This window comes from Paraburkholderia phenoliruptrix (assembly GCF_019511605.1).
In the GTDB taxonomy this organism is placed as follows: Bacteria; Pseudomonadota; Gammaproteobacteria; order Burkholderiales; family Burkholderiaceae; genus Paraburkholderia; species Paraburkholderia phenoliruptrix_A.
The window spans coordinates 89,536-113,883 of sequence record NZ_JAEUAV010000007.1 but is presented as its reverse complement, the minus strand read 5'-3'; the positions used below and the strand labels follow the sequence as shown (position 1 = coordinate 113,883).

The 24,348-nt window shown below is 64.0% G+C and carries 23 protein-coding genes; 7 read left to right on the top strand and 16 right to left on the bottom strand.

Features of this window, described 5'->3' with window-relative positions; genetic code table 11:
* Positions 1 to 20: 20 nt before the first annotated feature.
* Complete coding sequence (locus JNB89_RS12200) at positions 21 to 1,490, bottom strand: ammonium transporter (RefSeq protein WP_013337901.1); 1,470 nt, start codon at positions 1,488 to 1,490, stop codon at positions 21 to 23.
* A 44-nt stretch (positions 1,491 to 1,534) separates the two neighbouring features.
* Positions 1,535 to 1,873 carry a P-II family nitrogen regulator gene (locus JNB89_RS12195; protein WP_006048089.1) on the bottom strand — a complete coding sequence of 113 codons (339 nt, stop codon included), beginning with the start codon at positions 1,871 to 1,873 and terminating at the stop codon, positions 1,535 to 1,537.
* 582 nt (positions 1,874 to 2,455) lie between these two features.
* Between JNB89_RS12195 and JNB89_RS12190 the strand changes: the two genes are divergently transcribed.
* On the top strand, positions 2,456 to 2,713 hold the full coding sequence (locus tag JNB89_RS12190; RefSeq protein ID WP_013337900.1) for an accessory factor UbiK family protein: 258 nt from the start codon (positions 2,456 to 2,458) through the stop codon (positions 2,711 to 2,713).
* Between the two features lie 123 nt (positions 2,714 to 2,836).
* A complete protein-coding gene (locus JNB89_RS12185) occupies positions 2,837 to 4,537 on the top strand; it encodes a YifB family Mg chelatase-like AAA ATPase (protein WP_220362349.1) in 1,701 nt (566 codons plus the stop codon).
* 332 nt (positions 4,538 to 4,869) lie between these two features.
* On the opposite strand, the gene JNB89_RS12180 is transcribed toward JNB89_RS12185, so the two are convergent.
* Entirely contained in the window at positions 4,870 to 5,391 is a 522-nt protein-coding gene (locus JNB89_RS12180) for a hypothetical protein (RefSeq protein ID WP_223216738.1), read from the bottom strand.
* Here JNB89_RS12180 and JNB89_RS31030 point away from each other — a divergent pair.
* Entirely contained in the window at positions 5,306 to 5,545 is a 240-nt protein-coding gene (locus JNB89_RS31030) for a hypothetical protein (RefSeq protein ID WP_223216739.1), read from the top strand. The genes JNB89_RS12180 and JNB89_RS31030 overlap by 86 nt on opposite strands.
* Before the next feature lie 370 nt (positions 5,546 to 5,915).
* Positions 5,916 to 6,449, top strand: a complete 534-nt coding sequence (locus JNB89_RS12175; RefSeq protein WP_013337897.1) for a TlpA disulfide reductase family protein — start codon at positions 5,916 to 5,918, stop codon at positions 6,447 to 6,449.
* Positions 6,450 to 6,572: 123 nt separating this feature from the next.
* Here the strand turns inward: JNB89_RS12175 and JNB89_RS12170 are convergent, their stop codons facing one another.
* The 8 genes from JNB89_RS12170 to ugpQ form a co-directional block, all read right to left on the bottom strand.
* Positions 6,573 to 7,925: a sigma-54-dependent transcriptional regulator gene (locus tag JNB89_RS12170; protein ID WP_013337896.1), complete on the bottom strand. Its 1,353-nt coding sequence runs from the start codon at positions 7,923 to 7,925 to the stop codon at positions 6,573 to 6,575.
* A 16-nt stretch (positions 7,926 to 7,941) separates the two neighbouring features.
* On the bottom strand, positions 7,942 to 9,942 hold the full coding sequence (locus JNB89_RS12165; RefSeq protein WP_220362347.1) for a sensor histidine kinase: 2,001 nt from the start codon (positions 9,940 to 9,942) through the stop codon (positions 7,942 to 7,944).
* A gap of 61 nt (positions 9,943 to 10,003) precedes the next feature.
* The gene (locus tag JNB89_RS12160) at positions 10,004 to 11,284 is read right to left on the bottom strand and encodes a dicarboxylate/amino acid:cation symporter (protein ID WP_220362346.1); all 1,281 of its coding nucleotides are present in this window, start codon (positions 11,282 to 11,284) and stop codon (positions 10,004 to 10,006) included.
* A gap of 373 nt (positions 11,285 to 11,657) precedes the next feature.
* The gene (locus JNB89_RS12155; RefSeq protein ID WP_013337893.1) at positions 11,658 to 12,728 is read right to left on the bottom strand and encodes an ABC transporter ATP-binding protein; all 1,071 of its coding nucleotides are present in this window, start codon (positions 12,726 to 12,728) and stop codon (positions 11,658 to 11,660) included.
* 46 nt (positions 12,729 to 12,774) lie between these two features.
* Complete coding sequence (locus JNB89_RS12150) at positions 12,775 to 13,566, bottom strand: ABC transporter permease (protein ID WP_027211557.1); 792 nt, start codon at positions 13,564 to 13,566, stop codon at positions 12,775 to 12,777.
* Positions 13,563 to 14,498: an ABC transporter permease gene (locus tag JNB89_RS12145; RefSeq protein ID WP_220362345.1), complete on the bottom strand. Its 936-nt coding sequence runs from the start codon at positions 14,496 to 14,498 to the stop codon at positions 13,563 to 13,565. Before JNB89_RS12145 ends, JNB89_RS12150 begins: the two co-directional genes overlap by 4 nt.
* A 99-nt stretch (positions 14,499 to 14,597) precedes the next feature.
* Complete coding sequence (locus tag JNB89_RS12140) at positions 14,598 to 15,710, bottom strand: ABC transporter substrate-binding protein (protein WP_013337890.1); 1,113 nt, start codon at positions 15,708 to 15,710, stop codon at positions 14,598 to 14,600.
* 179 nt (positions 15,711 to 15,889) lie between these two features.
* A complete protein-coding gene (gene ugpQ, locus JNB89_RS12135) occupies positions 15,890 to 16,654 on the bottom strand; it encodes a glycerophosphodiester phosphodiesterase (protein ID WP_220362344.1) in 765 nt (254 codons plus the stop codon).
* Between the two features lie 307 nt (positions 16,655 to 16,961).
* On the opposite strand from ugpQ, the gene JNB89_RS12130 reads away from it, so the two are divergent.
* A complete protein-coding gene (locus tag JNB89_RS12130; RefSeq protein WP_013337888.1) occupies positions 16,962 to 17,732 on the top strand; it encodes a DeoR/GlpR family DNA-binding transcription regulator in 771 nt (256 codons plus the stop codon).
* Between the two features lie 53 nt (positions 17,733 to 17,785).
* Here the strand turns inward: JNB89_RS12130 and JNB89_RS12125 are convergent, their stop codons facing one another.
* The gene (locus JNB89_RS12125) at positions 17,786 to 19,453 is read right to left on the bottom strand and encodes a Na/Pi cotransporter family protein (RefSeq protein ID WP_013337887.1); all 1,668 of its coding nucleotides are present in this window, start codon (positions 19,451 to 19,453) and stop codon (positions 17,786 to 17,788) included.
* Between the two features lie 299 nt (positions 19,454 to 19,752).
* Here JNB89_RS12125 and JNB89_RS12120 point away from each other — a divergent pair, with 299 nt between their 5' ends.
* Positions 19,753 to 20,454, top strand: a complete 702-nt coding sequence (locus JNB89_RS12120; RefSeq protein WP_220362409.1) for an HAD family hydrolase — start codon at positions 19,753 to 19,755, stop codon at positions 20,452 to 20,454.
* 204 nt (positions 20,455 to 20,658) lie between these two features.
* Here the strand turns inward: JNB89_RS12120 and lipA are convergent, their stop codons facing one another.
* From lipA to JNB89_RS12105, 3 genes are all read right to left on the bottom strand, one after another.
* A complete protein-coding gene (gene lipA / locus JNB89_RS12115; protein WP_013337885.1) occupies positions 20,659 to 21,666 on the bottom strand; it encodes a lipoyl synthase in 1,008 nt (335 codons plus the stop codon).
* Between the two features lie 13 nt (positions 21,667 to 21,679).
* Positions 21,680 to 22,405: a lipoyl(octanoyl) transferase LipB gene (lipB, locus tag JNB89_RS12110; RefSeq protein WP_013337884.1), complete on the bottom strand. Its 726-nt coding sequence runs from the start codon at positions 22,403 to 22,405 to the stop codon at positions 21,680 to 21,682.
* A gap of 117 nt (positions 22,406 to 22,522) precedes the next feature.
* The gene (locus JNB89_RS12105; protein WP_220362343.1) at positions 22,523 to 22,849 is read right to left on the bottom strand and encodes a DUF2917 domain-containing protein; all 327 of its coding nucleotides are present in this window, start codon (positions 22,847 to 22,849) and stop codon (positions 22,523 to 22,525) included.
* Positions 22,850 to 22,947: 98 nt separating this feature from the next.
* Here JNB89_RS12105 and JNB89_RS12100 point away from each other — a divergent pair, with 98 nt between their 5' ends.
* Positions 22,948 to 24,045, top strand: coding sequence for a transcriptional regulator GcvA (locus JNB89_RS12100; RefSeq protein WP_220362342.1), 1,098 nt, complete (start codon positions 22,948 to 22,950; stop codon positions 24,043 to 24,045).
* 18 nt (positions 24,046 to 24,063) lie between these two features.
* Here the strand turns inward: JNB89_RS12100 and JNB89_RS12095 are convergent, their stop codons facing one another.
* Positions 24,064 to 24,333: an HP0495 family protein gene (locus JNB89_RS12095; RefSeq protein ID WP_220362341.1), complete on the bottom strand. Its 270-nt coding sequence runs from the start codon at positions 24,331 to 24,333 to the stop codon at positions 24,064 to 24,066.
* Positions 24,334 to 24,348 lie beyond the last annotated feature (15 nt).

Genomic DNA, 24,348 nt, shown 5'->3' with positions numbered 1-24,348 from the left:
GGGCCCGCGCGACATCGTGCTTATTCGACGTGTTCGCCGTGCAGGCTCACGTCCAGGCCTTCGCGCTCTTCTTCTTCCGTCACGCGGATGCCCATTACCATGTCGATGATCTTCAGCAGGATGAAGCTCACCACGCCGCTGTAGATGAGCGTCGTCAGCACGCCCTTGGCTTGCAGCACGACGCTGCCGTCGAAGCCGCCAATGTCCTTGACCGCGAACACGCCGGTCAGCAACGCGCCGACGATACCGCCGATGCAGTGCACGCCGAAGGCGTCGAGCGAATCGTCGTAACCGAGCTTGTGCTTGAGCCACGTTGCCGACCAGAAGCAGACCACGCCCGCGACGATGCCGATCACGAGCGAGCCCGTCATGCCGACGAAGCCCGAAGCCGGCGTGATCGCCACCAGACCTGCCACCGCGCCCGACACGATGCCGAGCACCGAAGGCTTACCCTTGGCCGCCCATTCGGCGAACATCCACGCGAGCGCTGCCGCTGCGGTTGCCACTTGCGTTGCGAACATCGCGAAGCCGGCACGGCCGTCTGCCGCGACTGCCGAACCCGCGTTGAAGCCGAACCAGCCCACCCACAGCATCGCGCCGCCGATCAGCGTGAGCGTGAGGTTGTGCGGAGCCATGGCTTCCTTGCCGTAGCCGACGCGCTTGCCCAGCACGAGGCAGCAGACCAGACCCGCGATACCGGCGTTGATGTGCACCACCGTGCCGCCCGCGAAGTCCAGCACGCCCGCGCTAGCCAGCCAGCCGGTCGGTTCCCACACCATGTGCGCGACCGGCGAGTAGACGATGATCGACCACAGCGTCATGAAAACCAGCATGGCCGAGAACTTCATGCGGTCGGCGAATGCGCCGGTGATGAGCGCCGGGGTGATGATCGCGAACGTCATCTGATAGACGAAGTAGACCGATTCCGGGATGGTCGGCGCCAGATGGCTGACCGTCAGCGTGGTCGTGTCGCCCTTGATGTAGTTCATGCCCGACATGAAGAAGCGCGAGAAGCCGCCGATGAACGAGCCGCCCGGCGTGAACGCGAGCGTGTAGCCCACCACGGCCCAGATGATCGTCACGAGACAGGTGATGGCGAAGCTTTGCATGAGCGTGGCGAGCACGTTCTTCTTGCGGACCATGCCGCCGTAGAAGAGCGCGAGGCCGGGAATCGTCATGAACAGCACCAGTGCCGTGGAGGTCAGCATCCAGGCAGTGTCGCCCGAGTTGATTTTCGACGAGTCGACCGAGAACGGCGCGGTCGGGGCAGCCGGCGCCGCGGCTGCCGCAGCGCTTGCTGCCGGCGCGGCCGCGGCGGGGGCGGAAGCCGCCGGTGCAGCCGAAGCGTCGGCTGCGGGCGCGCTTGCTGCTGCGTCGGAAGCAGCGGCCGAGGCGGCTACGGGGGCGGAAGCGTCGTCCGCGAGGGCGGCGCCGATACCGCCCGCGAGCAGCGAACCGGCCATCAGCAAGGACATCAATAATTTGCGCATCTTTCGTTTCCTCTTGTCGCTATCTGTGTCGCTATCTTTTGGTATTACAGAGCGTCCGCGCCGGTCTCGCCGGTGCGGATCCGGATCACCTGTTCGATCGGCGTGACGAAAATCTTGCCGTCGCCGATCTTGCCCGTGCGCGCGGCGCGCTCGAGCGCCTCGATCGCCTGATCGACGATGTCGTCCGAGACAGCCGCCTCGATCTTCACCTTCGGCAGGAAATCGACGACGTACTCCGCGCCGCGATACAGCTCCGTATGGCCCTTCTGACGGCCGAACCCCTTGACCTCGGTAACCGTGATGCCCGAGACGCCGATGGCCGACAAGGCTTCGCGCGCCTCATCGAGCTTGAACGGCTTGATGATTGCGGTGATGAGTTTCATGAAATCCCCTCGCTTAGTTGCGTAACCCTTTTGCGTAACCCGCTTGCGTAACCCGTTTGTGTGCCTGTTTGCGTACCTGCCTGCTGCCTGCTTGCGAATTGCGCTGCTTCGCACATTCCGCGGCTCGATCCGCCTGCTTGATCGCTGCTCGAGCGGCTTACGCGTCCGCTGCTCAAGGCCGCCTCCGTAACCGTTGCGTAAGCCGCCAGAAACCCGCTCGCGCAAGCCAGGCGGCGATCACAGCCGGTCAACGTGGTCTCGTTGCTCCGCCGGAATCCGTACCGGCGGAGCGCGCGGGGCAGTAAGAGCAACTCGTATGCCATGTTGTGTCAGACTGCCGCCATACGTAGCGGGAAAAGGCGCAGCCGCCCTTGTCCAGATGGCCAACGCGCGCCCCGTCCGGTGGCGCAGCGCGGGGATCATTGCTAGAGTGTCCTCACACTCCGCAAGCAAAGCTGCGCACCAAACGGGCTCATGCCGACTAGCACGCCTGGACCGCACGCACCAAGTGGGCGCATCGCGAGGAGCGAGGCACAGACGTAACGAAACGCTGCACATTTTTTGTGCATCAAAGGGAACACCATGAAACAACCGAACGATGTTTTTAACGACATTCAGGCGCGCATGAGCGAGCTCTTCAAGAACTCGCCGGCCAAAGACGTCGAACGCAACGTAAAGGCCATGCTGTCGCAAGGCTTCTCGAAGCTCGATCTGGTCACGCGCGAGGAATTCGATACGCAGACCCAGGTACTGGTGCGTACCCGTGCGCGCCTTGAAGAGCTGGAGCGCCGCGTCGCCGAGCTCGAGCAGAAGCTGCCGGTCACCTCGCAAGCCGTCTGACGGTTTCGCAAGCGGCGCTTTCAGCTGCATCGGGCTGCACATCACAGGCAAGCGAGCCGTGACGTCATCAGCGTATTAAGGGGATAGAGCGCGCCGCTCGCGCGCCGTCCGACGGGAGAAAACATGTCGCTTGCCGTGGTGCGCAGTCGCGCGCCGGCCGCCGGCCGCGCGCCCGAAGTAACCGTCGAGGTTCACCTCGCCAACGGGCTACCCTCTTTTTCGATCGTCGGACTTCCTGATCTGGAAGTCCGCGAAAGCCGCGAGCGCGTACGCGCGGCGCTGCAAAACTGCAACTTCGATTTTCCCGTGCGACGCATCACGGTCAATCTCGCTCCGGCGGATTTGCCCAAGGAATCCGGCCGCTTCGACCTGCCGATCGCCTTGGGCATCCTCGCCGCGAGCGGGCAAATACCGGCGGAGTCGCTGCTCGACCGCGAGTTCGCGGGCGAGTTGTCGCTGACCGGTGCGCTGCGTCCCATGCGAGGGGCGTTTGCAATGGCTTGCGGTACGGCGCGCGCGGCGGCGACGGGAACGGGTGCCGGCGGTGCGAGTGTTGCTGGCGGGGTGAGCGCTGCTGGCAACGCTGCGGTGCGTGCTGGGGCTGGAAGTCCGGCGTCCGTTGCCTGCGTTACGTCCGGAGCGTCTGCCATCCTTGCCACTACTGCCGCCGACACGACGGCCGGCCAGGCCTCGCACAAGCGCACCCCGCAGTTGTATCTACCCGCCGCGAGCGCGGCCGAAGCCGCGCTGGTCCCCGGCGTCGATGTTTACGGAGCGACGGATCTGCCGTCGCTGTGCGCCCACCTCGCCAATGCACCCGACGCACGCCTTTACCCGGTCGCCGCGCCCGATCTGGCGCTCAGCACGCCTGCCGTCATGCCGGACATGGGCGACGTGATCGGCCAACGGGGCGCGCGCCGCGCGCTCGAAGTGGCCGCTGCCGGTGGCCATCATGTGTTGCTGATCGGCCCGCCGGGCGCGGGCAAGTCGATGCTCGCTGCTCGCCTGCCGGGTCTGCTGCCCCCGATGACCGACGACGAAGCGCTCTGCTCTGCCGCCCTGCTTTCAGCAAGCCGTGCGGGCTTCACGCCCGCGCAATGGCGCCAGCGGCCGTTCCGGGCACCGCATCATTCGTCGAGCGCGGCCGCGCTGGTCGGCGGGCGCAACCCGCCGCAGCCGGGCGAGATCACACTCGCGCACCTGGGCGTGCTCTTTCTCGACGAATTGCCCGAGTTCGACCGCGACGTGCTGGAAACGCTGCGCGAACCGCTGGAGGCTGGCCGCATCACGATCTCGCGCGCGGCGCTGCAAGCCGACTTTCCGGCGGCGTGCCAACTCATCGCCGCGATGAACCCCTGTCCGTGCGGATGGCGCGGCGATCCGAACGGGCGCTGCCGCTGCACGCCGGAGGTGGCAGCGCGCTATCTGCGCAAGCTTTCAGGCCCGCTGCTCGACCGCATCGACATTCAACTGGAGGTGCCGGCGCTCACTTCTGCAGAGTTGTCGGCGCGAGCCAACACTGCCGGTGAAACGAGCGAGGTGATCGCAAGGCGTGTGCTCGCCGCGCGCGCGCGGCAATTGGCGCGGCAAGGCAAGACCAACCGCGAGCTGAACGGCCGGGAAGTCGACGAAGTCTGCCGTCTCGACATCGCCGGCGAGGCGCTGCTGCGGGAGGCCGGCGAACGTTTCGGCTGGTCGGCGCGGGCCTATTACCGCGTCCTCAAGGTTGCACGGACGATCGCCGACCTTGCCGGGGCGCATATGCCGAGCGCCGCGCAGGTCGGCGAGGCGGTTCAGTACCGCAGGGCTTTTGGCTCTGGATAAGGAGAAAAAGATGCTGTCAAGACTTGACTTATGCACACGCCCGCGTTCCAGATAAATTTAGAAACATCTGAAAGCTTTCTTCAAGGTGTCCGAAGCAGGTGATTGATTTTTAAAGAGTTTTTATTTTTGCCAGCGAACGCAGACGCTGGTGGAATGCCCGCCCGGCGGGCATCTGCGGCAAAAAACCGGGACTTCTCAACAGAGTTATCCACAGGATGCGTCGGGACGTGGAAAACCTCAACGTAAACCGCGAATTAGCGCGAAAAGCTGCGAAGGAACTTTCAGTGCGCAACTGCGTCGCTCAACAGGACAATCGGCCAAATCTACCGCTTTCAATAGAGCTTGAACGACGAGAAAAACTGCTCGACCTGTTCCGGCGCAAGCGGCTTTGAAGCGATGATCGCGGCTTGATAAGCATGCCGTCCACGCGCGACGAGCCGCGCATAGACGGTCCGGGTCTCATGCGCGGAGCCGGCCTCGCCCGTCAGCTTCATTTCCAGTCCCAGAACCTTGCCGCCCGCGGCGAGCGGAATCTGCACCGCGTGCGCGTCAGGCGCCACGCCCACGTTCCGCGCGAGGCCGGTGCGCAGAAATTCGAGGGCCTTGCGCTGCGTCGCTTCGCTTTCGTCCGGCAGCATCAGGGTGCCCACCGCGAACACGGCGTCACCGGCTTCGGCGGTCTGCATGGCCATCTGCATCGGCGTGCCGTCCACCTGCACGGCGCGCTGATCGTTGCCCGGTTTGGCCGGCAAGTCGATGGTGTAGCCGTTGTCGTTGTTCATGATGGTGCGCCAGTCGAAGGTGGGCGAACAGGCGCCCAACGCTACGCCGACGGCTAGCGCGCAAGCCGCCATCCGCACGGGCGAGCGCAGGCGCGCCCGGTTGGGCAGCGCGCGATTTCCAGCATTGCGGCTGGCGGCGAAAGGGAAAAAGAAGCGCGAGGCAGATTCGGAGAAAAGCGGAAAAACGCGAAAAAATGTCTGGAGCATGGGACAGTGGTGCCGGTGAAGCGGATCGGAAGACATCAGCATAAAGCGTGATTATCCGTTGCAAGCGCTTGGCGTGCGTGGAAGCGGCCTGAGCGCGGGCGGCCGTTTGGTCCACCGGAAGCTGGGTGCGGCTTTTTGTCGCCGGCCTGCGCGGGCTCGCGACCCGCGCTCCTTAAAGTGCCGCTCATCCGTCGTCCTTCACACGCGGCCCGGCACACGGCACCGTTTCCATCACCGCCTGCACCACCGCCTGCCCTGCTGCCCGCACCACCGCCCGCACTGCTGCGTCGCCGGAATCGGACTACAATAGCGAAGCCATTTCGCAGGGCGCCCGTAGCCTTGGCCTAAGCCCTGCCCCGCGCCCCGGCGCGACTTCCGAGGTCCCTTTCATGAGCTCTATTACGTCGACCAGCGCGGTCACCCGCACGAATCCGCTTCGCTATTTGATCATCGCCGCTGTTGCGGTCGCCATCGGCGTGGCGGGTTATTTTGCGTTTGCCGGCCAGCAGCGCGTGCCCGACGCGACTTTCACGCTGCTCTCCGGGCAGAAAGTCACCACGGCCGACCTGAAGGGCAAGGTTTATCTCGTCAACTTCTGGGCGACTAGCTGCGACACCTGCATGAAGGAAATGCCGCAGATGGTGCAAACCTACAACCGCTTCAAAGGCAAAGGGCTCGAGTTCGTCGCGGTGGCCATGAGCTACGACGCGCCCATGTACGTGACCAACTACACGCAAACGCGCCAGTTGCCGTTCAAGGTCGCGATGGACGACGGTTCGGCCGCGAAGCAGTTCGGCAACGTGCAACTTACGCCGACCACGTTCCTGGTCGATAAGGACGGCAAGATTCTGAAGCGCTATGTCGGTGAACCGCAATTCGCGGAACTCGACCAGTTGCTGGAGAAAGCGCTGAACGCAGCCTGAGCGCATCGGCGTCGCGGCGGCTTGCTGACCTTCGCAGCGCAACGGTCGCAAAGCCCGCCGCATCACCTGCAATACGTTTGAGCTCAATAAAAAACGCCGGCATGACTGCCGGCGTTTTCATTTTCACCTTTCCGCATCCCCTTTGGCCGCCAGCCCATACCGCTTGATCTTCTCGTAAAGCGTGGCCTTGCCTAGTTGCAGCCGGTCTGCGGCAAGCGCCACCGCGCCTCCGCACTGCTCCAGCGCCTCGGCGATCACCGCGCGCTCGAATTGCTCGACGCGCTCTTTGAGCGGCTGTGGCTCGCTGCCTTCGTCGCCGAAAGAGGTAACCGGATCGTCGACGACCCCAAGCACGAAGCGGTCGGCGGCATTGCGCAGTTCGCGCACGTTGCCGGGCCAGTCGCGCTGCATCAGGCTCGCGCGCTGGCGGTCGGTCAGCATCGGCGCCGGCCGCTGATAACGCACGGCTGCGTCGAGCAGAAAGTGTTCGAAAAGCGGCACGATGTCCTCGCGCCGCTCGCCAAGCGGCGGCAACGCGATGGTCACGACGTTCAGGCGGTACAGCAGGTCACGGCGGAACGAGCCGTCCGCGACGCGCTCCGCCATATCGCCCTTAGCCGCCGCGACCACACGGCAATTCACGCGAATCGGCTGATTGGAGCCGAGGCGTTCGAGCACGCCGTCCTGCAACACACGCAACAGCTTGACCTGCAGCGCGAGCGGCATGCTTTCTATTTCGTCCAGAAACAGCGTGCCGCCGGAGGCGTGCTCGAGCTTGCCGATGCGGCGCCGCGCGGCGCCAGTGAAGGCGCCGGGCTCATAGCCGAACATCTCGGATTCGAACATCGGCTCGGGCAGCGCGCCGCAATTGACAGCAATAAACGGCTTGTCGCGCCGTGGCGACAACTCGTGCAGACTGCGTGCGATCAGTTCCTTGCCCGCGCCGGTGTCGCCGTTGATCAGCACCGACGCATCGGTCGGCGCGATGTTGGCGATGAGCCGCCGCACCTGCTCGATAGCCGGACTGCGGCCGATAATGCGTGGCGCCACCGTATTCTGTCCCGCGAGCTCCCGGCGCAGCGCGTGATTTTCGAGCACGAGCTTGCGCCGCTCCAGCGCGCGCCGCACGGTTTCAATCAGGCGTTCGGACGCAAACGGCTTTTCGATGAAATCATAGGCGCCGTCGCGCATCGCCTGCACCGCCATCGAAATATCGCCGTGACCGGTGACCAGAATCACCGGCACGTCAGGCGCGCGTTCATGGCACTGCGCAAGCAACTCGAGCCCGCTTGCGCCGGGCAAGCGTATGTCGCTGACAATCACGCCGCAGAAGTCCGCGCTGATCGACTTCGCCGCCGACTCCGCCGACGCATGGCCCACCACGTCGAAGCCCGCCAGTTGCAAACTCTGCACGCTGGCGCGCCGCACGAGTTCGTCGTCTTCGATATACAGCACTTGCAAGCCGTCGTTCAGCATGTCTTTCTCATCGGATTCAGGAGCCCGTGGTAAGCGGGTCTGCGGTATGGCTCGTCTGCACGCGCGGCCGGCGCAGCGTCAGTACAAATAATGCACCGCCTTGCGGCGCATTGCGCGCCACCAGCGTGCCGCCGCAATCGCGCGCGATCGACGACGAAATCGCCAGGCCGAGCCCAAGGCCCTGCCCCATTTCCTTGGTGGTGAAGAACGGTTCGAACAGCCGCGGCAGCACGTCCTCAGGAATGCCGGGACCGTTGTCGCCGACCGCGAACGAGAGGCTGCCGGCAGTCACTTCAATGTGCACCGAGATGCGCGGCGCGGCCATGCCCGCGGTGGCGTCGAGCGCATTGCCGAGCAGATTGATCAGCACCTGCTCGAGGCGCAGATCGTCGCAATGCGCGATCAGGTCGGGATGGTCGCCGGCAAGATCGAGCGGCGAGCGCGTGCCGCTTTCCACGTCGAATAGCGCAAGCTCCAGCTCCACACCCTGCAAGCGCTTCTGCAACAGCGCGACCGCATTGCGCAGCGCCCGCACGGCCGGCGCCCGGGCGCTGCGCGGCCGCGCCCGTCCGACAAAGAGCTTCAACTGATTGGTGATCTTGCCCATGCGTTCGGTGAGCGCCGCGATTGCCTCCAGATTTTCGCGCGCCGACGCCTGGTCGCCGCGCTCGAGCAACACTCGCGTGTTATCGGAAAAGCCGCGCAGTGCGGCGAGCGGCTGATTCAGTTCATGCGTGATGCCGGCCGCCATCTGGCCCAGCGCGGCCAGCTTGCTTGCCTGGATCAGTTCGTCGTGCGCGGCGCGCAGTTCCTGCTCGGCGCGCGTGCGCTCGGAGACTTCCTTCTGCAATTGCTCGTTCGCTTGCGAGAGATCCGCGGTGCGTTCGGCGACGCGCTGGTTCAATTCGGCATACGCCTTCTGCAGCAGCGCGCGGCTGCGCATGACCTCGCGCACGCGCGCGCGGCGCATTCTCCAGTAAAACGCGAGCAGCACCAGCGACACGTAGCCAAAGCCGGTGACGATGGTCGCGTTGCGCGCGTCGGCGTCGACGGGGCTCACCGGCGCCATGGTAATCAGATGCCAGTCCGGTTCGCCCATGCCGCGCCGCGACGCCAGATAACGCGGCGCGTAGCGGCCGCCGCCGACGCGCACGATCTGCGCGTCGCCTTCCAGCTTGCGCTCGATTGTCACCGGCAGCGGCTCGATGGGCTGCTGCGCGTACTGGCGCGCCTGGTAGATGGAATCCGCAACCTGCCCGGAGAGCGGCCGGATCGTGTGGTATTTCCACGCCGGCACGGACGACAGAAAGATCACGCCATGATCGTCGGTGACCACGAGCGGCTCGAACGCGTCCGCGCCCTGAAACCACTCGAGGTCGAGTTTGACGACCGCCACGCCGACTATTTTGCCGTCGCGCCTCACCGGCTGCGAGATGTAATAGCCCGGCGCCTGCGAAATCGTACCGATGCCGAAGAAGCGGCCCACACCGCCCTTGATCGCATCGACGAAATACGGCCGGAAGTGATAGCCCGCGCCGATGAAGCTGCCCGGCCCCTGCCAGTTGCTCGCGGCCACGCAGTAGCCGTTCAGCGGAATGATGTAGGTCACCGTCGCGCGTGCGTGACGGTTCAGGTCTTCGAGATAGAGATTCGCACGCTTCACGTTGGCAGGCGACGGATCGACGAGCACGTCCTGCACGATCGGATGCTCGGCGAGCAGATACGGCAGCGACTCGTAGCGCTCGAGCGTGCTTTTCAGCGAACTGGTGGTGCGGTCGACGCGCCCGGCGGCATTTAACCGCAAACTGTCGATGCCGCTTTGCCACGCGACGCTGTAGGTGAGCCCGCACGCCGCAACGAGCCCGGCGACGAGCGCGAAGAGGATCAGCAGGCGGCGGGTCACGTTGGCAATATCCGGTCGGGTGTGATCGGATATTGTGGCATAAGGCGAAGCGCCCTCGGCGCGAGCTTCGTCGGCCGAGGGCACTGGGGCTGGGCGCGCGGTCACCGGTTGCATGTTCGGGTGTCCGCGGCCGCCAGGGTCATGCTTTTTCAGGCACTGCCGGCCACGGTCCGGCTCAGACGCCGGCCGGTTCCTTGAGCGGCACGTCGCCGCGCAGCGCGGCGTTCAGCTTGCTGCGGTCCAGCTCCTTTTCCCATGCCGACACGACCACCGTCGCCACACCGTTGCCGACGATGTTGGTCAGCGCACGGCATTCGCTCATGAAGCGGTCAATGCCGAGAATCAGCACCATGCCCGACAGCGGAATGGTCGGCACCACGGCGAGCGTCGCGGCCAGCGTGATGAAGCCCGCGCCGGTCACGCCGCTCGCGCCCTTAGAAGTCAGCATCGTGACCGCGAGCAGCGTGAGCTGCTGCGTCCACGTGAGGTCGGTGTTGGTTGCCTGGGCGATGAACAGCACGGCCATCGTCATGTAGATGTTGGTGCCGTCGAGGTTGAACGAGTAACCGGTCGGCACCACGAGACCCACGACCGAGCGCGAGCAGCCGAGCTTCTCGAGCTTCAGCATCAGTTGCGGCAGCGCGGCTTCCGACGAGCTCGTGCCGAGCACGATCAGCATCTCTTCCTTGATGTACGCGATGAAGCGCAGCACGTTGAAGCCCACCGCGCGCGCGATGAGGCCGAGCACCACGACCACGAAGACGATCGACGTCAGATAGAACGTGCCGATCAGCTTGAGCATGGGCAGCAGCGAGCCGATGCCGTACTTGCCGATGGTGAAGGCCATCGCGCCGAACGCACCGATCGGCGCCAGCTTCGTGATGATTCCGACCATGCCGAAGAGGATGCTCGACAGGCTTTCGATGAAGCTCGTCACCGGCCTGCCGCGCTCGCCGACATGGGCGAGCACCGCGCCGAACAGCAGCGCGATCAGCAGGATCTGCAGGATCTCACCTTGCGAGAACGCCGACACCAGGGTGTCCGGAATGATGTGCATCAGGAAGTCGACGGTGGTCTGCCCGTGCGCCTTCGCGGCGTACGACGCGACCTCCTTGCCGTTCAGCGTGGCGGGATCGACATTGAAGCCGACGCCCGGACGCAGCAGGTGCGTCGCGGCGAGGCCCAGAAGCAGCGCGAACGTGGAGACGACCTCGAAGTACAAGAGCGCCTTGCCGCCGACACGCCCCACCTTCTTCATGTCTTCCATGCCGGCGATACCCGTCACCACCGTACAGAAGATGATCGGTCCGATCACCATCTTGATGAGCTTGATGAACGCGTCGCCGAGCGGCTTCATGTCGACGGCGAGAGTCGGATAGTAATGTCCGAGCGCGATCCCGATGATGATCGCCACGATCACCTGGACGTACAGCACTTTGTGGATAGGTTTCTTCACGATGTTTCCTGCGATGTGGGTGAGCTCATGGCCTGCCACGCTGCGCATCATGCGAACGAATGATCGTCGCCTGTGCACGGCATTAGGCCGCGACAAGACGACGAATTCAGAAATACCAGGAAGGGAAATCAGACATCGTTGTCTCCTTGCTTTAGTTGTCGGACCGTTGCGGCCGCGCTATCTATTTTGCAAGGTCGATGCCAGCTTGATGCCTAAGACATACCCTTGATTCGTAACGTTTTTTCCAAAGGGTACGGCGCAAGGCTTCCGGGATTCCGGAAATCCGGATTCGACGCGTCGGGAAACCCGGAATGGCTGACCGCACAGCCTCCGGGAAAACCCCGAGCCTTTGCTGGCGGGCCTCGCCCGGATTTCAGGCGTTGCCTTCCTCGAGCACGAGCAGGTTCTCGTGCGAGAAACCGAGCGAGACAGGCTGCCCTCGTTCGGGTAAACCGCGATTCGGGTCGTTGAACACGTCGAGCGAAATGACGGCGTCTTTCACGCGCGTCCTGATACGCACCACCGCGCCGAGGAAATTCACTTCCTCCACGGTCGCATTCAGCGTGTTGCGGCCGGGCGCCGCCGGCTCCAGCACGATCGCTTCCGGGCGCAGCGCGAGCAGGCGCTTTTTGCCTGCATCGCCGGCCGGCAGTTCCTGCGTCGTGATGAGCTCCTGGCCGTCCACCGCCATCCTGCCGGTTGCCGGGTCGACGACATGGCCGGCCAGAATGTTCAGCGTGCCGACGAACGACGCGACAAAGCGCGTGCGCGGATAGTTGTAGATTTCGGAAGGCGAGCCGATCTGCTCGACGCGCCCTTCGTTCATCACGACGATGCGGTCGGAAATGGACAGCGCCTCTTCCTGGTCGTGCGTGACGAAAATCGACGTGATGCCGAGCTCGCGCTGCAACGCGCGAATGTCCTGACGCAACGAGATGCGGATCTTTGCGTCGAGCGCGGAAAGCGGCTCGTCGAGCAGCAGCACCTGCGGCTTGCCCGCGAGGGCGCGCGCCAGCGCGACGCGCTGCTGCTGGCCGCCCGACAGTTGCCACGGATAACGGCCGCCCATCTGCGGCAATTTGATCAGATGCAGCATTTCCTCGACGCGCTGATTGATCTCCGCCTGCGGCCGGTGCGTAATCTTCAACCCGAAGCCAATGTTCTCCGCCACCGTCATGTTCGGAAAGAGCGCATACGACTGGAACACCATGCCGACCTTGCGCTGGCGTGTGCGCAAATGCGTGACGTCCTTGTTGTCGAGCCGGATCGCGCCGCGCGTGGGCGTTTCGAAGCCGGCGATCATGCGTAGCACGGTCGTCTTGCCGCAGCCCGACGGCCCCAGAAACGTGATGAACTCGCCGCGCTCGATCTTCATGTCGAAGTGATGCAGCGCGATGTTCGCCCCAAACGACTTGTGCAGATTTTCGATCTCGAGAAATGCCATGATTCGCCGCCTCAGTGAGTCAAACGCAGTGTGCGAAGCTTGCGCCTCAAAGTTTCTGGCCGGCTGCCGCGCGGGCTGAGCCGAACACCTGGATCAGCCCCATCGACGCCCACGTGATCATGAACGCGATGATCGCAAGCGCCGACGGCTCGTATGCGCGGTTCGCGCCGATCAACTGCAGGTACGGGCCGAACGCGGGCCGGTCGAGCAGGCTCGCGAGCGTGAATTCGCCGATCACAACCGCAAACGTGAGAAACGCGCCGGACAGAATGCCCGAGCGGATATTTGGAAATATCACCTTGAACAGAATGGTCGGCCAGTTCGCGCCGAGACACTCGGCGGCTTCCGTGAGCGAGCGCACGTCCACCGCACGCAAGCCCGCATCCACCGCGCGATACATGTAGGGCAGCGCGAGCGTCACGTAGCCGAATACGAGCAGCAGGTCCGTCGCGCGCTCGTTGCTCGTAAGCGGCAGGATCGAACTGCTGTTGTAGATGCGCAGATAGCCGAACACGATCACGATGGCCGGCACCACCAGCGGCAGCAGCGTTATGAATTCGACCACCGGCCGCAGCTTCGGCAAACGCAATTGCACCCAGTACGCCGTCGGCACCACGAGCAGAATGCCGACCACGATCGTCAGCAAGGCCATCAAAATCGAATAGCCAAACGACGCCTGAAAGCGCGGATCGCTCAGCACCACGCTGTACGCTTCGAAGCTGTAAGTGCCGCGCTTCATCCGCAAGCTGAATTCGAACGTGGCGATGAGCGGAATCAGGAAGTACAGCGAACCGATCACCGTTGCGGTCCATGCGCCTACGCGCGACTGGCTTTTCATCGGCGCCCCCTTTCGGCGCGCGAGCGCAGCCAGATGTAGCCGCCGTTCGACAGGCCCGTGACGAGCACCATGCCCAACGCGAGCGCGTAGCCGAGATTCTGGTTATGCATGACGTCCCCGCGAATTTGCGCAAAGAGCAGGATCGGCACGATGTTCAGCGAGCTGCCGGTCAGCGCGTAGGCTGTCGCCACCGCGCCGAATGCATTGGCGAACAGCAGCAGCGTCGCGCCGAGCACGCTCGGCCACAGCACCGGCAGCGCGACATAGCGCCAGTATTGGAAGGCGGTGCCGCCAAGACAATCGCAGGCTTCGCGCCACTCGCGTTTGAGGCCGTCTAGCGCGGGGGTGACGATGAGCACCATCAACGGAATCTGGAAATACAGGTAGGTGAGCGTGAGGCCCGAAAAACTGAGGATGCTGAAGCCCGTCGAATAAAGATTGAAGCCGAGGTACTTCTTCAGCAGGACCGTGACGAGCCCAACGCGCCCCAGCGTGCAGATGAACGCGAACGCGAGCGGCACCCCGGCGAAATTCGACGCGACGCCGGAGAAGGTCATCAACGTAGGACGAATCCAGCGCGGCAGCTTGCCCTGCACCGCGGCCCACGCCAGCAGCGAGCCGATCAGCGCGCCTCCCGCCGCGGACGCCGCGCTCACCTTGAAGCTGATCCAGTAGGCGTCGAGCACCGAGGGCTGCAACAGATCGCGCAGATTGGCGAGCGTGAAGTGGCCTTGCGCGTCCTGGAACGCACCGACCATCAGAAAGCCGGTGGGCAGAATCAGGAACAACAGTGCGAACGTGAAGAACGGCACGACGCCGATCCATGCCAGCATCTGCGACGCGCGGCCCGGCCCGTCGACGCGCGGCGCCGGCGTGGGCACAGGCAACGGCAAATCCGGCTGCACCGATCCAGCATCCGATGAAGCGCTCATAGCTCACCCTCTGGGCTTGAAAACCAATGCCGCGGATTGCCGTCCGTTGTGAACGGCACCGCGGCGCACTTCGATCACGCGACCTCAGTCAAGCTGCAATCACTTGACGTTCGCGCCCACCACTTCGTCCCAATGCTTGGTGATGGTTTCCTTGTACGCGTCCTGCTGCTGCAGTGTCGGGAACACCACGTTCTTGTACGAGCTCGGCGGCGGCAGTTTGTCGAGCAGCGCCTGCGGCACTTTCTTTGCCGCCACCAGTTCGTTGTAGCGCATCGGATGGCAATAGCCGGTCAGCCAGCCGATCTGGCCTTCGTCCGAGTACAGGTATTCCATCCACAGTTTGGCAGCGTTCGGGTGCGGCGCGTAGGCGCTGATCGCCTGAACATAGACGCCCGCCAGCACGCCCGTTTTCGGAATCACCACCTGAACCTTCGGGTTGCCCTTGAGCGTGTCGCGGTCGGCGAGCGCGTTGTAGTCCCAACGCACGACGATTGGCGTCGTGCCCTGCGCAAGCGAGGCCGCCTTGCCGATCACCGGCACGAAGTTGCCGCTCTTGTTCAGGTCGGCGAAAAACTTGAGGCCGGCTTTGTCGGCCTTGGACGCGTCGCCTTTGCTTTGCGAAAGGCCCGCCGCATAAACCGCCTGGATTGCCTGGTTCGCGGAACGCGGGTCGCCGGCAAGCGACACAGCATTCTTGTAGTCGGACTTGAGCAGGTCGCTCCAGTCGGCGGGCGCCTTGTCGATCATGTCGGCGTTCACTTCGAATGCGAGCACGCCGTAGTAGTCGCCATACCAGTAGCCGTCCGGATCCTTCGACTCCTTCGGAATCGAATTCCACGTCGACACCTTATACGGTTGCAGGAGCCCTTCGGCCTTCGCAGTCGGACCGAACGACAGACCCACGTCGATGACATCCGGCGCTTGCGGGCCCTTGTTGCCCTTGTTCGCCTTGATGGCCTCCACTTCGTCGCCGGAGCCCGCATCCGGATTGAGTTCGTTGATCTTGATGCCGTACTTCTTCTGGAAGCCTGCGACGAGTTGCCCGTAGTTGCACCAGTCGTGCGGCAATGCAATCACGGTGAGCTGGCCTTCCTGCTTCGCGGCGGCGATCAGTGCGTCGAGCGGCGCGGCACTGGCGCCGCTCGCGCCAGCGGCGGCCACGCCCGCGGCGGCCGACATCGAAAGTACCCGAGCTAACACGGTGCGGTTCATAGTTTTCCCCATCCTCTGCCGAAATTGTTGCGTTTGGAAAGTTTCTGATTCGACTTCAAGGGCGCGAGGCGTCCGCCTCCGCGTGCCCGTGTCTGCGCTCGCGCGCGCTCGTGTGCGCCTGCGTGCAGTGGTCCGTGCGTCCTCGCGAGCCCATGCCATGCCCGCGCCGGTTGCGGCGTTTAAAGCATGTCGTGCTGCAGCTTATCGATGCGATCTGTACAAATCATGTCGACGCCCCATTTCGCAAGCAATTGCGCACGCGCCGGGTCGTTCACCGTATAGGCAAGTACGTGCAGGCCGGCCGCACGGATTTCGGCGACGAGCGGTTCGGTCAGGTAACGGTGGCTTGCGTGCAAGGACACGCAGTCCAGTTCGCGCACGATGCGCAGCCAGTCCGCAGGCACCTCCTCGAACAGCATGCCGCGCCGCAATGAAGGCGCCGCGTCGCGCGCGGCCGCTAACGCCTCGAACGAGAACGACGACAGGAGCGGCGGCGTCTGGCCTTGCCACAACTCGAGCGCGGTGCTTGCGACCAGCCGGCCGGTGATCTCGTCGCGGCCCGGGCACGGCTTGATTTCAATGTTTGCCGCAATGCCTTCGCGCGCGCAACGCGCGGCTGCGTCGGCAAGCGTGGGCAGACGTGTGCCCGCGAATTGCGGCCCGTACCACGCGCCTGCGTCCAGCAACGCGAGCTGCGCCCAGCTGTACACCGCCGCTGCACCGTACCCGTTGGTGGTGCGCTCCAGCGTATCGTCGTGCAGCAGGAACAGTTGATTGTCTGAGGAGAGCTTGGCGTCGAACTCGACCATGCGGTAGCCGTAGCGCACGCAGGCGTCAAAGCCGGCAAGCGTGTTCTCCGGCGCGAGCGTGCCGCCGCAGCGGTGCGCAACGAGCCGCGGATAGGGCCAGTCTGCAGGCGTTGCGCGATCGATCCCGTTTGCCACGTGCCGTCACCTTTCACTCAGATAAAGCGCATTCGTGATGCGCCGATGCCTGCGGTCTTGTCAAAAAGCGCCATCAAAATGCGCGAAAGCACAGATCGACTTTGCGTTCGAACATTCGATGTTCGAATCAGGCGCCACTTCGATTTGCGAAGGCTAAATTCAAATACACAAACTTGCAAGCTACCAAAAAAATACAACACAATCCGGCTGAAGTAGTACGCTTGACATCGTCCCGACACACATTCGTGGCCACGATGTCACTGGTTAACACACGTCGTGCGAGCGCCTTCGCCTACAAGGAAAATGCATGTGGCAGGAAGACCGTCATCAGAGAATACGCGCGTTATTGTCGACGCTGCATCGGGTATCCACCGAGCGCATCATGGCGGACCTCGGCGTGTCGCGCGAAACGGTGCGGCGCGACCTGCTCGATCTCGAAGCGCTCGGTGAATTGCGCCGCGTGCATGGCGGCGCTATCCGGCCGGCCGACGAAGCGCCAATTGCCGAGCGCGCGCAGATGCGCGTCAAATCCAAAACGGCGATTGCGAAGGCGGCAACCGGACTGATTGCGAGCGGGCAGACGCTGTTCATCGACGCAGGCACCACCACCGCCGCGCTCGCCGAAGAACTGGCCAAGCTCGCTAACCTGACCATTGTCACGAATTCAATCGACGTCGCGTTGAAACTGCGCGGTGCAACGGAGCAGACAGAAGCCGCCAACGAAGTGATTCTGCTAGGCGGCACGATCAGCGACCGCGCGATGGCGACCACCGGCGCCACTACGGTGCTCGACATTCAGCGCTATCGGGCCGACCTTGCGCTGCTGTCGCCGGTGGGCGTCGATCACCGGCATGGCGCGACCAATTACGATCACGCGGAGACCGAGGTAGCGCGCGCAATGGTCGCGAATGCGGACCGTGTGGCGATTCTCGCCGACTACAGCAAGATTGGTCAGCGCAGCCGGATTTCGTATTGCCCGGTAGAGCGCATCGACGTGCTCGTCACCAACAAGAGAGCCGCCGACGCAGCGGATTTCACCGCACTGAAAAAGAAGCTGGATGAAGTGGTGCTGGCCTAGCGTAAAGCGCAAGGCGTTGCGCAATGGCGCGCCACCTGCCGACTTAGCGGCAGTCATTCCTTCACATGCATGGTGTCGAGCGCGCGCTTGCGCAAGCGGGTGTCATGCAACGCGCCCGCGGCATCCAGCACGGGGTAAGCGGTCGAGCAGAAAAGCGAATTGAGCCGCTTCATGTCGCTGATCAGATCGAGATGCAGCGCGCTCGTTTCGATGCTGCGCAGCGTCTGGCCGGCGAGGCGATCCAGATGCCGGTACGAATACGCGCGCTCCAGGTCGCGAAAGCGCTCTTTCTCCGCGAGCAGCCGCTCGGCGCAACGCAGGTCGTTGTTCAGGAATACGGACAGACCGAGTTGCAGATTGCTCACGAGCCGCGCCTGCAGGTCGTCCAGCTCGCCCAGGCCTTCTTCGGAAAACGACAGGCGGTGCGCAATCTTCTTTTCCTCGATATTGCCGACAATGCGCTCGATGATGTCGCCCGCATGCTCCAGGTTGATGGTGAGCGAAATGATGTCGGTCCAGCGGCGGCTGTCTGCTTCGTCCAGTTGCTCGCGCGAAATCAATGTGAGGTAGTTCTTGACCGCGGCGTAGAGTTCGTCAACGTCGTCGTCCATGCGTACGGTTTCGCGCGCCTTGTCCAGATGGTTGTGATGGATCAGCTCGGCAACGTTATCGAGCATGGTGCGCACAATGTCGCCGATTCGCAGCACCTCGCGCGCGGCATTGGCGAGTGCGAGCGTGGGCGTGGAGAGCGCGGCGGAGTCCAGATGCAGCGGCCGAAGCTCGCCGTTCGGCATCGGCCGGTCCCGCAACACGCGTTCGCAGATGCGCGCCATCGGATCGATCAACGACAGGCATACGCCGCAACGCAGCGTGTTGTAGATCAGGTGAAAGCCCACCGTGGCTTCGCGCGGATTGGCAATCAGCACCGGCAGCCAGCTCGCGAGCAGCGACGCGAACGGCAGGATCAGCAATGCGCCCGCCAGCTTGAACGTAAAGCTGCCGAGTGCGAGCCGCCGCGCCGCCGCATTCTGCGCGGCCGCGCCGAGCAATGCGACCAGTCCGCTGCCGAGATTCGCGCCGATCACGAGACACAGCGCCACCTTCAACGAAATCACGCCCGACGATGCAAGCGTGGCCGCAAGCAGCACGGCCGCGAGACTCGAATACGAGAGGATCGCGAAGGCTGCGCCCACCAGCGCGTCGAGCATCGTGTCGCCGGTCAATGCGCCGAACATGACGCGCACGCCGGCGCCTTGCATCATCGGCTGGGCGGCTTCGACAATCAGATGCAGCGCGAGGAGGATCAGCCCGAGACCGATCAGCGTACGGCCGGCCTGGCCGACGCGCGTTTGCTTGCGCGACAGGAAGAGCGGCACGCCGAACAGAATGAGCAGGGGCGAAAGCCATGACAGGTCGAGCGTGAGGACGCGCGCCATGAGCGCCGTGCCGACGTCCGCACCGAGCATGATGGCAAGCCCGCTGGTGAGCGGCAGGAGTCCTTGCGCGGCGAACGACGTGAGAATCACCGCCGTGGCGTTGCTGCTTTGCACGAGACTCGTGACGCCGACGCCCGAGACAAACGCCCGCCAACGGTTGCGCGTGCTGCGCCCCAGCACGCTGCGCAAATCGGCACCGAGTACGCGAAGAATGCCCGTGCGCACGATATGCGAGCCCCACACGAGCAGTGCCACACTGGCCAGAAGGTTAAGGAGAATCAACATAAGGCACTGCGCATTCGTTCTTTGCTGGCGTAAAACCGCATGCCGCGCAGGGCACCCGGGGCGTATGACAGTAGTGTTGCATATTTTTGCCTTATTGTAATTTTGTGCATTTAAATATACGCTCGCCAACGAACATTGAGTGTGGCGCGACTCTGCGTCTGTGCAGGCGTGATGCTTTCTACAAGCACGCAGCGCGCCTGTTGCTCGTCTGTTGCTCGCCCCAATGGCCATATGCCGCTTGCAGGGCGCTCATGCAGCGATTAGCTAACCCCTTGGCATTCGATCACGAGGACAACTGGATGAGCCGCAATCTCGCGCTGTTCGACCTAGACCACACGTTGCTGCCGCTCGACAGCGACCAGGCATGGGCTCATTTTGTCGCGGGCCTCGGAATTGAAGGTGCTGCGCGGCATGCACAGGACATTGACGAGTATTACCGGCAATACGTGGCGGGCACGCTGGACATGGCCGCCTATCTGGACCGCACACTGGCGCCGCTCGCGCGCCATACCCGCGAACAGCTCGACGAATGGCACGCGCGCTTCATGCGGGAAGTGATTGCGCCCGCCATCCTGCCGGCCGCACGCGAGCTGGTGCGGCGTCACATGGACGCGGGCGACTTGTGCTGCATCGTGACCGCAACGAATGTGTTCGTGACCGCGCCGATCGGCAAGGCGCTCGGCTTCGAGCATCTTCTTGGCATCGAACTGGATACCGAGGGCGGCGATCCGCTTGCGCGCTACACGGGCGCCGCGGTTGGCGTGCCGACTTTCCGCGAAGGCAAAATCACCCGCACCGAGAGCTGGCTGGCTTCGCTAGGTCACCGGTTGGAGGACTTTCCGCAAAGCTGGTTCTATAGCGATTCGATCAACGACGTCCCCTTGCTCGAACGCGTCACGCATCCAGTCGCGACCAACCCGGATGCACGTCTGCGTGCGCTTGCCAACGAGCGGGGCTGGCCGGTCATCGAACTTTTTTGCGAGGCGCGCGGGGGCCTGTAGGTATGCGGGCGTCTACACGGCCGCGGCGGCGGACCGGCTCACTGCTCAAAGCCCGCGCTGAATGGTCTGCATGCCATTTTGCAGCAGCGCATGATGTTGCGGCGACACGCCACGGCAACTAGCGGCTGCTGATTTCCTCCATCGAAAAAAAGCCCGCACACTGTGCGGGCTTTTTTCTGTCGCCAAGGAAGCGAAGCCTCGTGCTCAGACCACGCCGGCTCCATGTGCCTGCAGGTCAGCGTGGTAGCTCGAGCGCACCATCGCGCCCACCGCTGCGTGGGTAAAGCCCATCTTGTAGGCTTCTTCCTCATACATCTTGAAGGTGTCCGGGTGCACGTACGAGCGCACCGGCAGATGGTGCTCCGAAGGCTGCAAATACTGGCCGATGGTAAGCATGTCCACATCGTGCTCGCGCAGATCGCGCATGACCTGGAGAATCTCTTCTTCCGTTTCGCCGAGGCCCACCATCAGGCCCGACTTGGTGGCCACGTCCGGATGCAGCGCCTTGAAGTCCTTCAACAGCTTCAGCGAATGCGCGTAGTCCGAACCCGGCCGTGCTTCCTTGTACAGACGCGGCACGGTTTCGAGATTGTGGTTCATCACGTCGGGCGGGGCGGCATTCAGAATGCCGAGCGCGCGATCCAGGCGGCCACGAAAATCCGGCGTGAGAATTTCAATGCGCGTATCAGGCGAGAGCTCGCGCGTCTGACGGATGCATTCCACGAAGTGCGCCGCGCCGCCGTCGCGCAGATCGTCGCGGTCCACGCTCGTGATCACCACGTACTTGAGCTTCAGCGCGGCAATGGTGCGGGCGAGGTTCGCCGGTTCTTCCGGATCCAGCGGATCGGGACGGCCATGCCCGACGTCGCAGAACGGGCAGCGCCGCGTGCACTTGTCGCCCATGATCATGAAGGTCGCCGTGCCCTTGCCGAAACATTCGCCGATATTCGGGCAGCTCGCTTCCTCGCACACGGTATGCAGGTTGTGCTCGCGCAGAATCTGCTTGATTTCGTAGAAGCGCGAGTTGCCGGTTGCCGCCTTGACGCGAATCCAATCCGGCTTCTTCAGCTTTTCGATCGGAACGATCTTGATGGGAATGCGGGCGGTTTTGGCTTGCGCCTTCTGCTTCGCGGTGGCGTCGTAGGCCGCAGCGGATGCCGGCACGCCTTCGGGCGCGGGAGAAGCTGCGAGGTTCGCGGTAACGTCAGTCATTCGTTCGATCCAGTCAGGCGGTGAGCGCACCGGCCTGCGGTTGGGCGACGGCCGCGGGACTGCCGTCGAGGTTTGCGGTGAGGCATTCGGCAAGGGTGCGGGCCACGTCGTCCCAGCCGGCCGCAACGCCGAGCGTTGCCATGTCGACTGTTTCGAGACCCGCGTAGCCGCAAGGGTTGATGGCCAGAAACGGCCGCAAGTCCATGTTCACGTTCAGGCTCACGCCGTGATAGCTGCAGCCGTTGCGAATCTTCAGACCGAGCGCGGCGATTTTCGCACCGGCGTGCAGGCCGGCCTGCGGTCCCGCCGAAACGTAAATGCCGGGCGCGCCCGCCTTGCGTTCTCCGGCGAGATTATACGCCGCCAGGGTGTCGATCACGGCCTGCTCGATCCGCGTGACCATCTCGCGGACCATCAGTTTGCGGCGCCGCAAATCCAGCAGCAGATAGGCCACCACCTGGCCGGGGCCGTGATACGTGATCTGGCCGCCACGGTCCACTTTCACGAGAGGGATGCCGCTGTCCGCGGCCAGCAGGTGGGCCGGATCGCCGGCCTGGCCAAGCGTGAAGACGGGCGGATGCTCGACCAGCCAGATTTCGTCGGGCGTTGCGGCGGTGCGCGCGTCCGTGAACGCTCGCATCGCTTCGAAACTGGCTTCGTAGGGTTCGCTGCCGCGCCAGCGCAGCTCGAGTGGCGCCGCAGCGGGCAATGGAGAGGGTGAGACGGCAGAGGCGGACATGATCCCGGCAGTTTACCCAAATCCGGCAATCCTCGCCGGAAGTCGCCGCGCAGCAAAGACCTGGAGCGCGGCGCGCCGAAAGCGCGGCCCGACACCCGGCGCCGCGCCCGGCGGTCGTCACACTGTGCGCCAGCCTCCGCGCAGCCACGCCCCGAACCGCTCGCCCATGCGCGCGAACCAGTTGAGCGCGCGCTCGTCGCAACGAGTCGGCACTGAAAACGCCACCGTCGCGCGGGGCGTGCCTTCGGCGCTCAGCCACAGGCGCTCGCCGCGCCGCAGCCGCATGGTTTGTCCCGGTTGCAGCCAGTAGTCTTCGGTGTCGTCGCTGCGGGTCACCCACACCGCGCCGCCACGCACGACCAGCTTCGTGCTGCGCGCCACTTTCAGGGGCAGCGTTTCGCCGCTGTGAATTTCGTACGCAATGCTAGAGGAAACTTCTCGCATGATGCCCTCGCCAAAAGTCGTTTCATGGCTACAATCGTAGGCGCAGCAAGGGTTCGTGCAAAACGATCAATTTTCACCTCTATGTGAGAAAAATTGCGATGGAGCTTCGCCACCTTCCGCCCTTGAATGCGATCAAGGCCTTCGAAGCGGCCGCCCGCCACGAGAGCTTTTCGCGCGCCGCGGACGAGCTTTTCGTCACTCACGGCGCGGTCAGTCATCAGATTCGTGCGCTGGAGGCCGAGCTTGGGGTCGCGTTGTTCGCGCGCGACGGCAAACGCGTGCGTCTTACCGAAACAGGCCGGCGCTATGCAAACCAGGTGCGCGCCGCGCTCGCCGCGCTGTGCGACGCCACGCGCGAATTGCGCGCGGGCGACCGCGAGCGGCGGCTGGTGGTGTCGATGCTGTCGTCGTTTGCGGCGCGTTGGGTCACGCCGCGCGTCGGCAGCTTTATCGAGGCGCATCCGCAATGGGACCTCGAATTACTGTCCACCAACGCGCTGACGGACTTCGCGCGTGACGACGTGGACGTGGCGATCCGCTTCGGCTACGGGAAATATGCGGGGCTGCACTCTGAACTGCTGCTGGAGGAAATCTTCTTCCCCGCGTGCGCACCGACCTTCAACGGCGGCAAGCTGCCCGCCACGCCGGCCGAGCTCGCCCACCTGCCGCTGCTGCGCTCGGACGACGAACTGTGGCGCCCGTGGTTCGACGCGGCGGGGCTCACCGACTGGACGGAGCCCAAGCGCGGCGTGCTGTATCAGGATTCGTCGAATCTGCTGCAGGCGGCAATCGACGGTCAGGGAATCGCGCTCACGCGCCGCTCGCTCGCCATGCACGAGATTGCGGCGGGGCGGCTAGTACGGCTTTTCAACGTGGATGGGCCGAGCCCGTGGCAGTACTACTTCATCTGCCCGCCGCACATGCTGGAAACCGCCAAAGTGAAAGCATTTCGCGACTGGGTGTTTGCGGAGGTGGGGCGGTTCAAGCAGCTTTTCGAGCGGGCCTGCGAGGCGGGACCGGCGGCCGGTTCGGCCGGTTCGGCGGGTTCGGCGGGTTCGGCGGGTTCGGCGGGTTCGGCGGGTTCGGCGGGTTCGGCGGCGGGTTCGACCAGCTCGTCGACTTCGCCCGCCAAGGTGGACGCGGCTGGCGCAGCCAGCCCCGGCAGCACGGCGCACGCGTTGCGCGCCGCGCCGTAACGTGACCGACTCGGTGCGCTACAGCACCACCTTGACCATCGGATGCCCGGTGAGCGCGCGGTAAATATCGTCGAGCTGCGCGCGGCTGATGGCGCGCACCGTCACGGTCAGACCGGTGTAATTGCCGCCGCTGGACGGACGCGATTCGACGCGCGAGGCGTCGACTTCGCTGTCGAATTGCCGGACCACCGTGACGATTGTCTCGGCAAACTCCGGGTGCGATTTACCCATGATCTTGATCGGAAAATCGCAGGGGTACTCAATTAGTGATTCGTCTGCCGGATTCATTTGTTGCTCCTTGCC

Coding starts and splice junctions, on each gene's coding strand:
- lipB (WP_013337884.1), bottom strand. CDS start 22,405: ATGTCCGCCTCTGCCGTCTCACCCTCTCCATTGCCCGCTGCGGCGCCA.
- JNB89_RS12165 (WP_220362347.1), bottom strand. CDS start 9,942: ATGCAACCGGTGACCGCGCGCCCAGCCCCAGTGCCCTCGGCCGACGAA.
- JNB89_RS12140 (WP_013337890.1), bottom strand. CDS start 15,710: ATGAACCGCACCGTGTTAGCTCGGGTACTTTCGATGTCGGCCGCCGCG.
- JNB89_RS12180 (WP_223216738.1), bottom strand. CDS start 5,391: ATGGCGGCTTGCGCGCTAGCCGTCGGCGTAGCGTTGGGCGCCTGTTCG.
- JNB89_RS12155 (WP_013337893.1), bottom strand. CDS start 12,728: ATGGCATTTCTCGAGATCGAAAATCTGCACAAGTCGTTTGGGGCGAAC.
- JNB89_RS12095 (WP_220362341.1), bottom strand. CDS start 24,333: ATGAATCCGGCAGACGAATCACTAATTGAGTACCCCTGCGATTTTCCG.
- JNB89_RS12125 (WP_013337887.1), bottom strand. CDS start 19,453: ATGTTGATTCTCCTTAACCTTCTGGCCAGTGTGGCACTGCTCGTGTGG.
- JNB89_RS12105 (WP_220362343.1), bottom strand. CDS start 22,849: ATGCGAGAAGTTTCCTCTAGCATTGCGTACGAAATTCACAGCGGCGAA.
- JNB89_RS12130 (WP_013337888.1), top strand. CDS start 16,962: ATGTGGCAGGAAGACCGTCATCAGAGAATACGCGCGTTATTGTCGACG.
- JNB89_RS12150 (WP_027211557.1), bottom strand. CDS start 13,566: ATGAAAAGCCAGTCGCGCGTAGGCGCATGGACCGCAACGGTGATCGGT.
- JNB89_RS12195 (WP_006048089.1), bottom strand. CDS start 1,873: ATGAAACTCATCACCGCAATCATCAAGCCGTTCAAGCTCGATGAGGCG.
- JNB89_RS12100 (WP_220362342.1), top strand. CDS start 22,948: ATGGAGCTTCGCCACCTTCCGCCCTTGAATGCGATCAAGGCCTTCGAA.
- JNB89_RS12120 (WP_220362409.1), top strand. CDS start 19,753: ATGAGCCGCAATCTCGCGCTGTTCGACCTAGACCACACGTTGCTGCCG.
- JNB89_RS12145 (WP_220362345.1), bottom strand. CDS start 14,498: ATGAGCGCTTCATCGGATGCTGGATCGGTGCAGCCGGATTTGCCGTTG.
- JNB89_RS12200 (WP_013337901.1), bottom strand. CDS start 1,490: ATGCGCAAATTATTGATGTCCTTGCTGATGGCCGGTTCGCTGCTCGCG.
- JNB89_RS12190 (WP_013337900.1), top strand. CDS start 2,456: ATGAAACAACCGAACGATGTTTTTAACGACATTCAGGCGCGCATGAGC.
- lipA (WP_013337885.1), bottom strand. CDS start 21,666: ATGACTGACGTTACCGCGAACCTCGCAGCTTCTCCCGCGCCCGAAGGC.
- JNB89_RS12170 (WP_013337896.1), bottom strand. CDS start 7,925: ATGCTGAACGACGGCTTGCAAGTGCTGTATATCGAAGACGACGAACTC.
- JNB89_RS12185 (WP_220362349.1), top strand. CDS start 2,837: ATGTCGCTTGCCGTGGTGCGCAGTCGCGCGCCGGCCGCCGGCCGCGCG.
- JNB89_RS12175 (WP_013337897.1), top strand. CDS start 5,916: ATGAGCTCTATTACGTCGACCAGCGCGGTCACCCGCACGAATCCGCTT.